The organism is Paraburkholderia sp. Clong3 (assembly GCF_050436485.1).
Taxonomy (GTDB): Bacteria; Pseudomonadota; Gammaproteobacteria; order Burkholderiales; family Burkholderiaceae; genus Paraburkholderia; species Paraburkholderia tuberum.
The window spans coordinates 1,606,584-1,619,714 of sequence record NZ_JBNDMH010000002.1; the positions used below are offsets into that span (position 1 = coordinate 1,606,584).

Annotated in this window: 12 protein-coding genes; 5 read left to right on the plus strand and 7 right to left on the minus strand. The window is 65.7% G+C overall.

What is annotated here, in order from left to right; translation table 11 throughout:
- The first annotated feature begins 58 nt into the window (after positions 1–58).
- Entirely contained in the window at positions 59–2,569 is a 2,511-nt protein-coding gene (locus OKW30_RS11650; protein WP_429346751.1) for an FUSC family protein, read from the plus strand.
- Positions 2,570–2,588: 19 nt separating this feature from the next.
- Here OKW30_RS11650 and OKW30_RS11655 read toward each other — a convergent pair whose 3' ends face one another.
- Together OKW30_RS11655 and OKW30_RS11660 are read right to left on the minus strand one after the other, a co-directional pair.
- Positions 2,589–2,798: a hypothetical protein gene (locus tag OKW30_RS11655; RefSeq protein ID WP_184029963.1), complete on the minus strand. Its 210-nt coding sequence runs from the start codon at positions 2,796–2,798 to the stop codon at positions 2,589–2,591.
- A 284-nt stretch (positions 2,799–3,082) separates the two neighbouring features.
- Positions 3,083–3,568: an Lrp/AsnC family transcriptional regulator gene (locus OKW30_RS11660; protein WP_184044147.1), complete on the minus strand. Its 486-nt coding sequence runs from the start codon at positions 3,566–3,568 to the stop codon at positions 3,083–3,085.
- A gap of 138 nt (positions 3,569–3,706) precedes the next feature.
- Here OKW30_RS11660 and OKW30_RS11665 point away from each other — a divergent pair, with 138 nt between their 5' ends.
- A complete protein-coding gene (locus OKW30_RS11665) occupies positions 3,707–4,375 on the plus strand; it encodes a cysteine dioxygenase family protein (protein ID WP_184029966.1) in 669 nt (222 codons plus the stop codon).
- A gap of 31 nt (positions 4,376–4,406) precedes the next feature.
- Here OKW30_RS11665 and OKW30_RS11670 read toward each other — a convergent pair whose 3' ends face one another.
- From OKW30_RS11670 to OKW30_RS11685, 4 genes are all read right to left on the minus strand, one after another.
- A complete protein-coding gene (locus OKW30_RS11670) occupies positions 4,407–7,211 on the minus strand; it encodes a mechanosensitive ion channel family protein (protein ID WP_429346752.1) in 2,805 nt (934 codons plus the stop codon).
- Between the two features lie 118 nt (positions 7,212–7,329).
- A complete protein-coding gene (locus tag OKW30_RS11675; protein WP_429346753.1) occupies positions 7,330–7,977 on the minus strand; it encodes an NAD(P)-dependent oxidoreductase in 648 nt (215 codons plus the stop codon).
- 180 nt (positions 7,978–8,157) lie between these two features.
- Positions 8,158–8,607, minus strand: a complete 450-nt coding sequence (locus OKW30_RS11680; RefSeq protein WP_184071206.1) for an Rrf2 family transcriptional regulator — start codon at positions 8,605–8,607, stop codon at positions 8,158–8,160.
- Positions 8,608–8,697: 90 nt separating this feature from the next.
- Positions 8,698–9,162, minus strand: coding sequence for a hypothetical protein (locus tag OKW30_RS11685; protein WP_187626836.1), 465 nt, complete (start codon positions 9,160–9,162; stop codon positions 8,698–8,700).
- 321 nt (positions 9,163–9,483) lie between these two features.
- On the opposite strand from OKW30_RS11685, the gene OKW30_RS11690 reads away from it, so the two are divergent.
- Both OKW30_RS11690 and OKW30_RS11695 read left to right on the plus strand, forming a co-directional pair.
- A complete protein-coding gene (locus tag OKW30_RS11690) occupies positions 9,484–10,341 on the plus strand; it encodes an oxidoreductase (RefSeq protein ID WP_429346754.1) in 858 nt (285 codons plus the stop codon).
- Positions 10,342–10,612: 271 nt separating this feature from the next.
- On the plus strand, positions 10,613–10,936 hold the full coding sequence (locus tag OKW30_RS11695) for a hypothetical protein (protein ID WP_429346755.1): 324 nt from the start codon (positions 10,613–10,615) through the stop codon (positions 10,934–10,936).
- A gap of 42 nt (positions 10,937–10,978) precedes the next feature.
- On the opposite strand, the gene OKW30_RS11700 is transcribed toward OKW30_RS11695, so the two are convergent.
- Positions 10,979–12,736 carry a sensor histidine kinase gene (locus OKW30_RS11700; RefSeq protein WP_429346756.1) on the minus strand — a complete coding sequence of 586 codons (1,758 nt, stop codon included), beginning with the start codon at positions 12,734–12,736 and terminating at the stop codon, positions 10,979–10,981.
- A gap of 52 nt (positions 12,737–12,788) precedes the next feature.
- Between OKW30_RS11700 and OKW30_RS11705 the strand changes: the two genes are divergently transcribed.
- Positions 12,789–12,923, plus strand: coding sequence for a hypothetical protein (locus tag OKW30_RS11705; protein WP_260336579.1), 135 nt, complete (start codon positions 12,789–12,791; stop codon positions 12,921–12,923).
- Positions 12,924–13,131 lie beyond the last annotated feature (208 nt).

Here is a 13,131-nt window from a genome sequence, read left to right on the forward strand (position 1 = left end):
GCAGTTTCGCGCTGTCTTTCCAACTGCGGTTTTCTCGGTGAATGGATTCAGGTAGTCGATGCGCTATTCGGTCGAAATAAGAAAATTCCTTTATAGCCAGTATTTTTATGGCGGCCTGCGCATCGCGGTCGGCGTGTCGTTACCGGCCATCCTGTGCCTGATCGTGTTTCACAATCGTGACCTCGGCTTCACGATCGCGACCGGCGCGCTCGGCGCCTGCGTCGTCGACATGCCGGGCCCGCTCAAGTACAAGCACAACGAGATGCTGGCCTGCTCGGTGATCGGCTTTCTGTCCGCGCTCGCCACCGGCCTCGCCACCGTCAATCCGATCGCGCTGTGGTGCACGGTCGTGCCGCTCACGTTCGTGCTGTCGCTGATCGTCGTGTACGGCAATCGCTGGCCGCAGATCAGCTTCGCGACGCTGTTCATGATGATCATGACGCTGGAGGAACACTTCACGCCGCTGCAGGCGCTCGTCAACGCGTCGTGGATCCTGCTCGGCGGCCTCTGGTACACGTACTGGTCGACCTTCGTGAGCCGCTGGATGATGCATCGGATCGAGCAGCAGGCGCTCGCCGAAAGCGTGTTCGCGTGCGCGGACTATCTGCTCGCGCGCGCGGCCTTCTACGATCTCGACAACGATCTCGACGAGTGCTATCGCAACCTCGTCGACAAGCAGATCTCCGCGGTCGATCGCCAGGACGCCGCGCGCGACATGGTGCTGCGCAATCTGCCCAGGTTGAAGCGCGGCAAGCTCGAACCACGCCGCGCGATGCTCTACAACCTGTTCATCAATAGCGTCGATCTGCACGAGCTGTTCGTCGGCGCGCAAACCGATTACACGCTCGTGCGCAGCACGTTCGGCGGCTCCGATCTGCTGGTGTTCTATCGCGATCTGATCCGCAAGGCGGCCGAAGATCTTGAGGAGATCGGCCTCGCGGTGCTGCAGAACCAGGCGCCGCGCATGCGCGTGAACGTGAAGGCGGAATTGCGCGCGATCGAGTATGAAATCGAACTGATGCGCAAGCAGGAGCTGCCGACGCAGAACCCGGAGGCGTATTCGGCCGTGTCGTCGAATTTCCGCCGCATCTGGAGCGCCACGCGGCTGATCGACAAGATGCGCCGAAGCCTTGCCACCGAGCCGAGCCCGACCGAAACCGAACTGCGCATCGACCAGGCGCTGAGCCGCTTCGTGTCGAGCCGGCGCGTGCCGTTCGGGCAGATCCTGTCGAATCTGACAATGGCCTCGCCGAGCTTTCGACACGCGTTGCGCGTGACGATCGCGGTCGCCGTGGGCTTCTGGCTCGGCCGCTTGCTGCCGCTCACGAACGCGTACTGGATCGTGATGACCACCGTGATCATTCTGAAGCCCGGCTACTCGCTGACCAAGCAGCGCAACGGGCAGCGGATCATCGGCACGCTGATCGGCTGCGCGGCGAGCATCACGCTGATCATCTTCGTGAAGGAGCCGCACATCCTGATGGTCGTGCTGTTCGCGTCGATGGTGATGAGCTACAGCCTGCTGCTGTTCAACTACACGGCGAGCGTCGTGTTCACGTCATCGTATGTGCTGCTGCTGTTCCATCTGCTCGCGCCGGGCAGCATGCGCATCATCGGCGAGCGCGCGATCGACACCGTAGTCGGCTGCGCGATCGCGATCGCGGCGAGCCACCTGTTCCCGTACTGGGAGTACCGCTTGATGGGCAAGCTCGTCAACAACATGATCAGCGCAACGCGGCAGTATCTCGAGGCGAGCTGGTGGTGGAGCGGTAAACCGGCCGCGGCGGTGGTCGCGGCCGTGACCGAAGCGGGCGCGCGCGCGCCGGCGGCGGCGATGGCGGATCCGGCGATCGGCTTTGGCGGCCCGGCGCTCGCCGTCGCCGGAGCCGAAGTGGCGAGTGGCGTCGGTGCGCGCGGCGCTGGGCGCGCCGGCGTGGCACAGCCGGTCGCCGACGCCAATGCCGAGGCGAACGCGGACGAGGCCAGCCATGACGCCACCACGATCCGCAACGCGACCGCGCGGCCGGCAAGCGGTGCATCGGTCGCCGCTGCCGCCGCGGCGACCGCGCTCGACCGCGATTACCGTTATCGGCTCGCGCGCAAGAACGTTCACGTTGCGTTCGCGAATCTCGGTCAGGCGTTCCAGCGGATGATGCTCGAACCGAAGTCCGCGCAGAAGTTCGTGCCGGAGTTGAACGGTCTGCTGGTGCGCAGCCATGTGCTCGCGTCGCAGATCACGGCCGCCGCGCCGCTGTTGCGCGCTTCCGCGCAACAGCAGCACCAGGTCGAGGATATCTCGCTACAGCCGCTGCAGCGCGCTTTGAGCCTCGTGCGCGATAACCTGAGCGCCGCCGAAGCCGGCACCGCGTTGCCCGCCGAGCAGGGCGAGCAGATCAAACTGATGAGTCGCGAGCTCGATGCGATGGTCGTCGAAACGGAGAAATCGCCGGACTATACGGCCGATGCCGTGCATGACACGAAGCTGCTCGCGCATCAATGCAAGCAGATGCTCGCGGCGTCCGCGCAGATTCGCAAGGACGCGAGCATGATCCGGCTGCCGGAGGAGTGAAGCAGGAAGCGCGCGGGCGTTATTGCGCGGCGCCGCTCGCCGGTTTCATCGCGGTGGCCGCCGCGGCTGCCTGCGAAGCCACCGGCGGCACCTGCGTGGACTGGCTGTCGAACTCGTGCTTTTCGCGGATCGCGTTATAGAACAGCGTGGCAATCACCAGCAGGATCGCCACCACGATAAAGACGGAGATGCCAAAGGTCGGATTCTTCTTGCGCGGCGGTCTGGTCATGAAGCGGGCTCGATTCGCGACGCAGTCGCGGATGGGTCGGAGAAGGCGGCATTCTACGCCCCGTGGGCTTGCACGCGTTGCAGCCGGGGGAGCAGTAGGGATGCGCTGTGGCGCGTTTACTGTCGAGGCAGCAAGCGGCGCTCCTGACGGCACCCGGTCTGCCTCGTGTCGCTGCTGGTGATTTTGGTCTGTGCTCTCCCGTCGCCTTAAATGCATCGACCACGTCGCCATCGTAGCGAACCCGTGTTCCGTTCGTTCGTCACCGCCCCATCGCATGTCGCGCGTTAGCCGTTATTTGTGACAGTCACAACCGGCCGCACCGGCAACGCCGTCGAATACTTGATCTGCTCCATCGCAAAGCTCGAACTCACGTCGTACAGCGGCACGGCCGTGATCAACTGTTTGTAGATCCGGTCGTAGTCGTCGATATCGGAGACCACCACGCGCAGCAGATAGTCGGTCTCGCCGCTCATCCGGTAGACCTCGACCACTTCCGGAATATCGCGCACCGCCTGCGTAAATGCGGCGGCCCATGTCTCCGTGTGCTGATTCGTCCGCACCGCCACGAACACCGTGGTTCCGACCCCGAGCTTGCGCGCGTCGCACAGCGCCACCTGCGCGCGAATCACGCCTGCCTCCTTCAGGCGCTGCAGCCGCTTCCAGCAGGGCGTCTGGGACAGGTTCACGCGCTGCGCGAGTTCGGCGATCGGCATCGTCGCGTCTGCCTGCAGCAATTCGAGCAGCTTCCGATCGATGATATCCATACTCATACCACCACCCCTCATAGGAAATTATTCTACTTTTCTGACGGTCGAGGGAATTATATGGAAACTCTTTCTCCGGGAAAACCGGTATAAATATCGATACCGAAAATTGCCGAACAGCAGCGCCCGCGCTGCAATAAAACCATGAGCGACGACCTTCGCGCCACCGCTTTCGAGCACCTTCCCGACTACCTGAAGTCGCTGCCGGACCCGGCCCGACTTGAAGCGGCCGCGTTACCGACACAAACGCTGGGCGAGATCGGGCGCACACCGCTCGAGCGCCTGTGCGACACGCTCGACGCAATGTTCGAAGCCTGCGCGAAATTTCCGGAGCCGTCGCATTCGACGTTCTTCGCGCGCACCATGCGGCTCGCGCTCGCCGAGGCGGCCGCCGACCCGGCGCTGCTCGCACCGATGCAACGCGAAGGTTCCGCCGAGACCTATCGGCGCCATCTGCTCATCGCCGATCCGCAAGGCCGCTATGCGATTGCCGCGCTGGTCTGGCAGCCCGGCCAGGCGAGCCCCGTGCACGCGCATCACACCTGGTGCGGTTACGCGGTGGTCGAGGGCAAGCTGAGCGAAACGGTCTTCGAATGGGACGACGCGCATCAATGCGCGAGCGCGCTGCGCGCTCAGACGCGCAAACGCGGCGCAGTGTCGTTCGTGCGCGGCGGCCGTGCTGCGATTCATCGGCTTGGCAACAGCAGTGATGCGCCGGCGGTGTCGCTGCATATCTATGGCGTCGAAGGCGCGCGGATCGGCACGCACGTGAACGACATCGTGCGCATGGCCGACGCGGCGGAGATGGTTTGACGGTTGCACGGCCCCCAAACACACCCCCGCCTCAATTCTTCCCACCCACATCACCCGCCGTCGGAATCTGCGGCGGAATCGGCGCGGTCTGTCCGGTCGTCGGCGGCGCCGGACGCGGTTCGTGCGACACGTCACGGGCGGGCGCAAGCGGCACCTGTGTCGACGCGCGCGCCGACGGGCCAACGACGCCCACCTCATACTCAGCTTCGCGCGGATACTCGTGTGCCGCTTCGCGGTCTCTTTCGCGAGTGGGTTCATGCGCCCTTTGATGGGTTTTGCCGCGCTCGCCGTCCCGCGCCGGCTGCTGCGCCTCGCCATGCGCATGCCGGCTGTCATCGGCACCCGCATTCACAGGCGCGACGAACCCGGTCATCTCATCGTCGCGCAGCGGCTCGCCCTCGCGATCCTTCGACGATGTGTACACCCGCATATGCGCGACCGGAATCTCGATGCCGGCCTCGTCCATCTTGCGCTTGAGCCGCAAATTGAACGCGCGCGCGACGCTCCATTGCTGCAGCGGCCGCGTCTTGATCTGCCCTTTGACGACCATCCAGTTCGGATCGAAGCGGTCGAGGCCCCACACCTCGATCGGCCCGAGCATCTCGCGCCGGTAGCGGAAGTCGGCCATCAGCTCCGCGCCGACTTCGCGAATCAGCTGCGTGATCTCGTCGACATCGGTCGAGAACGACATGCGCACCTCGAACACCGCGTACGCGAAATCGCGCGACAGGTTCTTCACGATCTTGATCTGCGAGAACGGAATCGCGTGGATCGCGCCCTGCCCGTCGCGCAGCCGCACGGTGCGGATCGACAGATGCTCGACCGTGCCCGCATGCCCGCCATCGACGTCGATCCAGTCGCCGACCGAGATCGTGTCCTCGATGATGATGAAGAGGCCGGTGATCAGGTCGGTCACCAGCGACTGCGCGCCGAAACCGATCGCCAGACCGATCACGCCCGCGCCCGCGAGCAGCGGCGTCACGTTGATGCCGAGGTTCGCGGCGGTGACGATCGCACCGATCGTCATGATCGTGACGAGCAACACGTTGCGGACCAGCGGCAACATCGTGCGGGCGCGCATGCTCGGGCTGCGCGCCTTGTTGCGCGGGCTGCCCGGATTGAGCGTCTCGGTGATCGCGGTGTCGACCAGAATCCACAGCAGCCACGCGATGAACACGGTGGCGACGATCGCCGTCATCGCATGCGCGATGCCGCGCGCCGCCACGTTCCTCTCGATCATCGCGGCCAGCGACACGCCCCACAGACGCGCCGCGGATTCGAAGAAAAACAGCCAGATGAACAATGTCAGCAACGTGCCGCAAAAGCGCAGCAGCCGCGTCAGATACGGCGAGCGGCGCCGCGCGCGGGCGCTGCGCGGCCGCGTCATGCGCAGCACGATCGCCGACAGGAAGAACGCCAGCACCAGCAGCAGCGCGGTGACGATCGAGATCTGCAGCACGTTTTCGCTGGAGCCGGCGCCGCCGAGCGTCGCGACCACCGACGCGGCCGAGAGCACCAGCACCGGCACGTGCCACAGCGCGGCGAGCACCTCGAACGCATCGGTCGCGGCCTTGTGGTCGTTGCGCTGTTCGTACGGCCGGTTGCGGATCAGATGCGCGACCGGCCGGCGAAACGCGAGCGCGAAATAGCCGGTCAGCACGGCGGCCGTCATGTTGGCCGCGGTCGAAATCAGCGCGGCGAGGTTGGTGCCGAGCTGATGCTCGACGTCGTAATTGACGGCTGCGTCGCCGAGCGCGCCGCACACGCCGATCACGAACAGCACGCGGCGCGCGTGATCGATCAGCAGGCGCACCGCGACGCGGCGGTGGCCCGAGCCGAACAGCGAAAACATGATCAGACAGATCGCGGAAAACACCGCGCCCGCGACGATTGCATACGCGACCACCATGCCGAGCGTGCGGCCGAGCGAATCGGGCATCGCGCGCATGAACAGCAGCGCCGCGATGAACGCGATGATCCACGGACCGACGCGGCGCAACGCGAAGATCAGCAGCTCGCGCGTGGTGGGATTGGGCCGCAGCACCAGCTCGACACCGAAGCGCCGGTGCAGCCGTTGCTGCAGATAGATCAGCGCGCCGGCACAGGCGCCCCAGCCGGCCAGCATCCCCAGCATCGCCAACAGGATCGTGCCGACACCCTCGTGTCCCTGGCCCGAGACGATCGTGTACAGCTCGTTGCCGGCCGCCGTCACGCGCCCGCTCCAGTAGCGCACCGGCGTGCGGCCCTGATGCACGTCGGATTCGAACGACGCGATGCCCGAGGCGATCGCGCCGAGCAGGCCCGGGCTAGGTTGCGCGGACGCGGGCGCGGGTGGCCCGACGGTTTGCGCGGCGCTTTGCGACACGTCGCGCAGCTTTTTCAGCTGGGCAACGAGCGCGCTGCGCTGGCGGTCGTTGTCGAGCGTGGCGATCACGCTGTCGAGCGAGCGCGCCAGCTCCGCCTGGCTCGCGGGCGACGGCGCCGACGCCGCCTCGGGCGCCGACGCCCCCGATGCCGCGGACGCCGGCGTCGCGTTCACCGTCGCGCTGTTGATCAGGCTCTGCAATGCCGGGATCACCGGTGTGCCGCCACCGACCGCGGGGCCCGCGGCTTGCGCCATGCGCGGCAGCGCGCCAAGGCACAGAATCAGCGCGGCGCACAGCAGCGCGGCAAACCAACCGACGGCATCTGTGCTCGCGCGCGGGCGGGCGTCGCCGCTGGCAGTATCGCGAGCGGTGTGAGCGGAGGAGAGATGGGGGGCGCTGAGAATCGCCGGCTGCTGCCCGCCGTCAGACGGCGCAGCCTCGGACTCACGCCGCGACGGGCATGACTGCATGGCAATCCGTAAGAAAACGGCAGACGCCAGTGTAGCCGCAGTTTCGCCCGGCGCGGCCGAACATGCGTAACCGAATGTTAGTACGCTTGCGCGGCCGGCGAATTCGAACCGCCGCTCGTCAGTACGCGACCGTCGCGATCTGGCGGATGAAGCGGCCCTGCTCCAGTTCGTCGACGAACGCGATCGCGTAGTCTTCGGCCGAAATGCGGCTGTTGCCGTCCGCGTCCGCAATCAGCGTGTTCGCGCCCGTGCGGAACTTGCCGGTGCGCTCGCCCGGCGCGATCAGCGCGGCTGGCGCGAAGAACGTCCAGTCGAGATCGGTCACGCCGCGGTAGTACTCGAAGGCGTCGCGGTGCGCGAGTGCAATACCCTTGTACGCGTCCGGAAAGCCGTCGGTATCGACCAGTTGTTTGCCCGGTGCGACTTCGAGCGAGCCCGCGCCGCCTACCACGACGACGCGCTTCAGCCCCGCCGCGCGCACCCCCTCGACCAGCGCGCGTGTCGCTTGCGTCAGGGTGGCGAGATCGCCCTGCGGCGGCGCATACGCGCTTGCGACCACGCCGTGACCGCGCACCGCCGCGCCGACGCTCGCGGCGTCGAGCAGATCGGCCTGCGCCGCATGCAGATTCGCGACGCCGGTCGGCACGCGCGCCGGATCGCGCACCAGCGCCGTCACCTGATGCCCGCGACGCGCGGCTTCCGCGGCAATCCGCGAACCGATCATGCCAGTCGCGCCAAACAGGGCGATCTTCAGTTGCTTGCTCATATCAGCGTACTCCTCAGGTTGTCTTATATGTAACTTCTATAGTTACATATAACGAGAAAAAAAGCGGGGCGCTCACCCCGTTCCTTTGTTTGGCACGCGTGCCGGAATAGTTCGACCCGCGCCCTACGACACTGCGCTTCTATCGTTCACCGCCGACGAGTCTTGCGCGCGAAGACACGCTCAAGCACGGCGCTTGCGCTCGCGCTGCTTCTCCGAGCGGACCACGTCGGCGGTCGCGTCGGCGAGCGTGCGCGCGGCCAGCGTCGCTTCCATTGCCTGCTGCGCTTCGTCGATGATCCCGCTCAGCACGCTCTGGATATTGCGCCCCACCATGCACGCTGGATTTGGCTCCTCGCGATGCAACGCGAACAACTGTGCGTCTTCCACCGCGCGATAGACGTCGAGCAACGTGATCCGTTCCGGCCGCCGCGCAAGCAACGCGCCGCCACCGGCGCCCATCTGCGAGGCGGTGATGCCGGCGTCGGAGAGCATGCTCAGAAGCCGGCGAATGAGCGCGGGATTGGTGTTCACGCTGCCCGCGATCATCTCCGACGACAATGGCACGCCGCCCTGTAGCGACAACAGCGCGAGCACATGCACGGCAAAGGCAAACCGGCTACTCGTGTTCACGGCAGATCCGTCCCGAAACGACAATGTGTATCCATCGTAATTACATATAAAGCTAATGTCAAACGGCGAAACCGGATCGAACGGCGCGGGTCATTTATCCATCTGCTTCTGCGCGTCGGCGGAATCGGTCGATGCAGTCGACGAAGCCGACGCGCCCGCATTCTGCGCCGACCAAGCCTGCAGCTTGCGCCCCGCCGTTTCGAGGCCCTGGCCCGTGATCGACGCGGCCTTGCCGAGCTGCGCGTTGGCCGCGCTCGCCGCGTTCTGCAGGTTGGCCTGCGCGCTCGACGCGAGCGCGGCCGGATCGATCTTGAGCGACGGCGCGGAGGCCGAGTCGAGGTTCTGTTGCGCGGCGTCCTTGGTCGCGTCGACCTGTTGGCCGACGTAGCTCGCGGCCTGATCGAGCTTCTGACCGGCAAGCTGCGCGGCGTCGTTCAGCTTGCCCGCGACCTGGCCGGCCGACGCGTCGTTCTTCTGGCACGCGGCCAGCGTGCCGAACACGAGGACCACGACCGCCGCGCGGCGCAATAACGATGAGGAAACAGATGAAATCATGATCTGGAAGGAGCCGCGTCGGGCGGCTCGCACATGCGAAGACGTGCCCATGATACCGCCGTTGCGCGGCGCGCCCGCTTCGGATTGCCCCGGCGAGTTGGTCGCGGCTCTGTCGAACCTGATGGAGCTGACGTCCGCGCGATTCAAAAGGCGACCCTTTCCTCAACGATCGTCTTCGTCGCGCGCCTCTTGCCGCGGCAGTATTGCGAAGCCCCAATTAGCAAATAAAAATTGATTATGTCGCCAATCATGTACGGCTAGTTTGTGTCAATCGCCGAGCTTACGATGGCATCACTTCATCACACACGCAGGAGAGACATCATGGCTAACGTTCAACAGGGTGGTTTCAAGCGGGTATGGTTCATCACCGGCGCATCGCGAGCCATCGGCGCGTTGATAGCTGAAGCTGCGCTCGCGGACGGCAACGCGGTGGTGGCCGCCGGACGCAAGGTCGGGGCGATCAGCGAGCGTCTTGGCGAGTCGGCTGCGTTGCTGCCGGTGGAGCTGGACGTGACCAACGAGGCCCAGGCAAAGGCGGCGGTGCAGGCCGCGATTGAAAAATTCGGCCGCATCGACGTGTTGGTCAACAACGCCGGGTTCGGTCTCCTTGGCGCGGTGGAAGAATCCGCCGACAACGAGGTGCGTCGCATGTACGACACGAATGTCTTCGGCTTGCTCAACGTCACGCGCGCTGTATTGCCGATCATGCGCGCGAACCGCTCGGGCCACGTGATCAATGTTTCATCGATTGGCGGCTATCGTGCCGCGGCGGGCTTTGGCGTGTATTCGTCGACGAAGTTCGCCGTCGAAGGCATCACGGAAGCGTTGCATGCCGAGTTGAGACCGCTGGGCATTCGCGCGACAGTCGTCGAGCCGGGGTATTTTCGTACCGACTTTCTCGATGCGTCCTCGCTGGTCGTGGCGCCCGAGGTGATCGACGATTACGACGAAACCTCGGGTGCGGTTCGCCGCAAGGCCATGCAATTGAATCACAACCAGCCTGGCGACCCGACCAGGCTTGCGGCCGCGATGATCGCGCTGGTCGACGCGGCGTCCCCGCCGTTGCGCCTGCCGCTTGGGACGGATACGCTGGCCGCCATCGCTGCGAAAAACGCTTATGTGACGCAGGAAACGGAAACGTGGAAGCAGCTGTCGTATTCAACCGACTTCGCTGCCTGAGTAAGGAAAGCGGCGGTTCGGCATGGGTTGAGCCGCTGTTCTGGCATTGCGCCCGAACCCTGCGAGGATGATGAAATCTGGCGAGCACATCGATGTACTCGCAGCTGGGCGGCACGCGGATCGCGCACCGAGCCCCGAGACCACGTGCAGCAACGAGCGTCGACTTGCAGCGGCGCTCGCCTCAACATCGCCCCACAATTCAGAATCTTCCGACAGTTGCAGGCGAAACACCTCCCTATAGTCGCGGCTGCTTTTGGGGAGTGCTGTTTCGATGAAACTGATCGACTGGATCGTCACCCTCGTCATCATGCTGATGGCGATCGTTTTTTTCTGCGCGCGCCGGCTGCCCACCTGGTCGCACGACACCCGCGCTCGGCATATGAAAGGGACCCGTTTGCTGATGCAGGCCGCGTGTGCACTGTGGGCGGCGCTGCTGGGAGTCGCGCACGGCCTGTTTGCCGTCGAAGGTCTTGCCGGCATTCGGCCAACACCGGCCGAAACGTTCGCCGGCATCGCCGTGCTGCTGGCATGCGGTTGCTACTGGTCGGTGCGCGGCAGAAAACTGCTGAAGCCGCGGCGGATTTTCGCCGGTTGATGCGCGGGCGAGCGCCATCCGCGCCGCACGATCGAGCGCCCCCTACCGCGTGCTGATTCCTCGCACCGCGTCGATCGAACGCGCGGACGACCCGCCGCCTGCGCCCAAGCCTGGCCCCGCAGCGCCCGGCACGCTCTGACGCGCACCGCGCGCCGCCGGAGCCGGACCCGCCGCGGCGAGCGCAGCCGCGCCAGCCGCGGCCGGTTTCGCGCCCGCGGCACCCGCCTCTGGCAGCGACAGATAGAACGTCGTGCCCACCCCCTCCTTCGATTCCGCCCACACGCGGCCGCCATGTCGCTCGACCATCCGCCGCACGAGCGCGAGGCCGATGCCCTCGCCGGCCGCGGCATTGCCGTGCAGCCGCTGGAACGCGGTGAACAGGCGCGGCAGCGCGATCGCCGGGATACCGAGGCCGTTGTCGCGCACGTAGAAGATCCGCAGCGAATGCACGCCCGGCGGCGCAGGCGTCGTGCCGATTTCGACGCGGCCCTCGCGCTCCGGGTCCAGATAGTTGACCGCGTTGCCAATCAGGTTTGCGAAGATCTGCTCGAGCGCGGTCGGATCGCCCCTTACCGCGGGCAGTTCGCCGACCGTCACGCGCGCGCGCCGCGCACGGATCGAGCCCTGCATCGCATCGACGACACGTTGCACGATGTCGCGCACATCGACATTCTGGCGCCGGTACTCGACCCGCCCGACCCGCGACAGCCGCAGCAGCGCGTCGATGATGTGCGACGCACGCAGCACCGCGGTCTGCAGATAATGCAGCGCCTCGCCGATGTCCTCGTCGACGAGGCGCTCGATCCGCTCGCGCGTGCTGATCGCGAGCGACGAACCGCGCACCGCGTCGCGCAACTCGTCGCTTGCGCGAATCAGCTCCCTGGAAAATCCCTGCAGGTTCACGAGCGGCGCGCGCAGGTCGTGCGACACGCTGTAGATGAACATTTCGTTTTCCTGGGTCTGCTGGCGCAGCGTCTCGTTGCTGCGCGCGAGCTCGGCGGCGCGCCGCTCGAGGTCCGCGTGAAAGCGAGCTTCGATGCGCTCGGCTTCGAGCAGTCGGCGGCTCGTCTCGTGCAAGGTCAGATCGAGCCGCGCGATTTCATCGCTACCCGCGCCGAGCGGCGCGAGCGGCTCGTTGCCGGCGAGCCGGCCCGCGTTGTCGGACAGCAGCGCGAGTCGGCCGCGCACACCGCGCGTGAACATCCAGACGGCGAGCGCGACGAACAGCAGCGAGCCCAACGCCGCAGCGACGATCAGCGTCTGTTCCCGTTCGCGCACGGCGGCGACGGCATTCGAGCGCGAGCTATCGAGACGGCGCTCCTCGGCCTGGAACGCGGTCACCTCCACACGGAAATGATCGAGCACGTCGGCCTGGGCGAGATCGTGGAAGCGCGCGAGAATCTCGCCGGTCCGCCCGGCGTGCAGCATGTCCTGGATCCGGTCGGACCACTGGCGGTACGCCTGCACCGCCTGGCGCACCTCGGCCACGCGCTCGACCTGCGCCGGATCGTCCGCGACGAGTTCGGCGAGCTCGTCGATGCGCCGGTCGACGTCCATCCATACCGCGATCGGGGTGGTGAAATGCGCGTCGTTGGCGAGCACCGCGCCCCGCAGCGCGACCGATTCGGCCAGCACCGGATCGAGAATCTCCGTGGTCTGGCGCAACACCTCCTCGCTATGCATCGCCCAGCGCTCGGCCATCGTCGCATCCGCCTGGGCCTTCACGACACCGGTGAGCAGCGCGAGTTCGAAAACGGCCGGGATCGCGATCAGAAGCAGGCCTTTAGTGGTCAGTCTCATGCGTGCCCATGGGAGGGGTTGGCCGGCGGATCGTGCACGGAGTCGGCACATTATGTCGGCGTTTGCGCGGGAAAAGAAAGAGGGGCACGAACGCGTCGACGGCAGCTTCTGCCGTTCGCGCACAGTGCGCCAGAAATGGGCATCGACGCGCCCGACCAGCATCTCGCTGCGTCAGGACTTCGAATGAAAATGTAATTTACATCGAATATTTCGCCCTCGTCTGGGTCAATCTGTGCAAGGGCGTCGATTTATGCACTTTTCTTGTGCTATTCATCTCTGTTCAGGTGCATGACGCGCTCGGGCGGCGCATGGCTCAAAACCCACCGGATGCCCATCCCGGTGCCCGATTGCACCGTGTCGACGCGACCAGCACAGCTTTGGCCCGCTTCTTGCTG

What these genes read in the sequence shown, in the direction of transcription:
- OKW30_RS11675 (WP_429346753.1), bottom strand. Translation starts at nt 7,977, where the DNA reads ATGAGCAAGCAACTGAAGATCGCCCTGTTTGGCGCGACTGGCATGATC.
- OKW30_RS11705 (WP_260336579.1), top strand. Translation starts at nt 12,789, where the DNA reads ATGTCGGCGTTTGCGCGGGAAAAGAAAGAGGGGCACGAACGCGTCGAC.
- OKW30_RS11695 (WP_429346755.1), top strand. Translation starts at nt 10,613, where the DNA reads ATGAAACTGATCGACTGGATCGTCACCCTCGTCATCATGCTGATGGCG.
- OKW30_RS11655 (WP_184029963.1), bottom strand. Translation starts at nt 2,798, where the DNA reads ATGACCAGACCGCCGCGCAAGAAGAATCCGACCTTTGGCATCTCCGTC.
- OKW30_RS11650 (WP_429346751.1), top strand. Translation starts at nt 59, where the DNA reads ATGCGCTATTCGGTCGAAATAAGAAAATTCCTTTATAGCCAGTATTTT.
- OKW30_RS11685 (WP_187626836.1), bottom strand. Translation starts at nt 9,162, where the DNA reads ATGATTTCATCTGTTTCCTCATCGTTATTGCGCCGCGCGGCGGTCGTG.
- OKW30_RS11700 (WP_429346756.1), bottom strand. Translation starts at nt 12,736, where the DNA reads ATGAGACTGACCACTAAAGGCCTGCTTCTGATCGCGATCCCGGCCGTT.
- OKW30_RS11670 (WP_429346752.1), bottom strand. Translation starts at nt 7,211, where the DNA reads ATGCAGTCATGCCCGTCGCGGCGTGAGTCCGAGGCTGCGCCGTCTGAC.
- OKW30_RS11665 (WP_184029966.1), top strand. Translation starts at nt 3,707, where the DNA reads ATGAGCGACGACCTTCGCGCCACCGCTTTCGAGCACCTTCCCGACTAC.
- OKW30_RS11660 (WP_184044147.1), bottom strand. Translation starts at nt 3,568, where the DNA reads ATGAGTATGGATATCATCGATCGGAAGCTGCTCGAATTGCTGCAGGCA.
- OKW30_RS11690 (WP_429346754.1), top strand. Translation starts at nt 9,484, where the DNA reads ATGGCTAACGTTCAACAGGGTGGTTTCAAGCGGGTATGGTTCATCACC.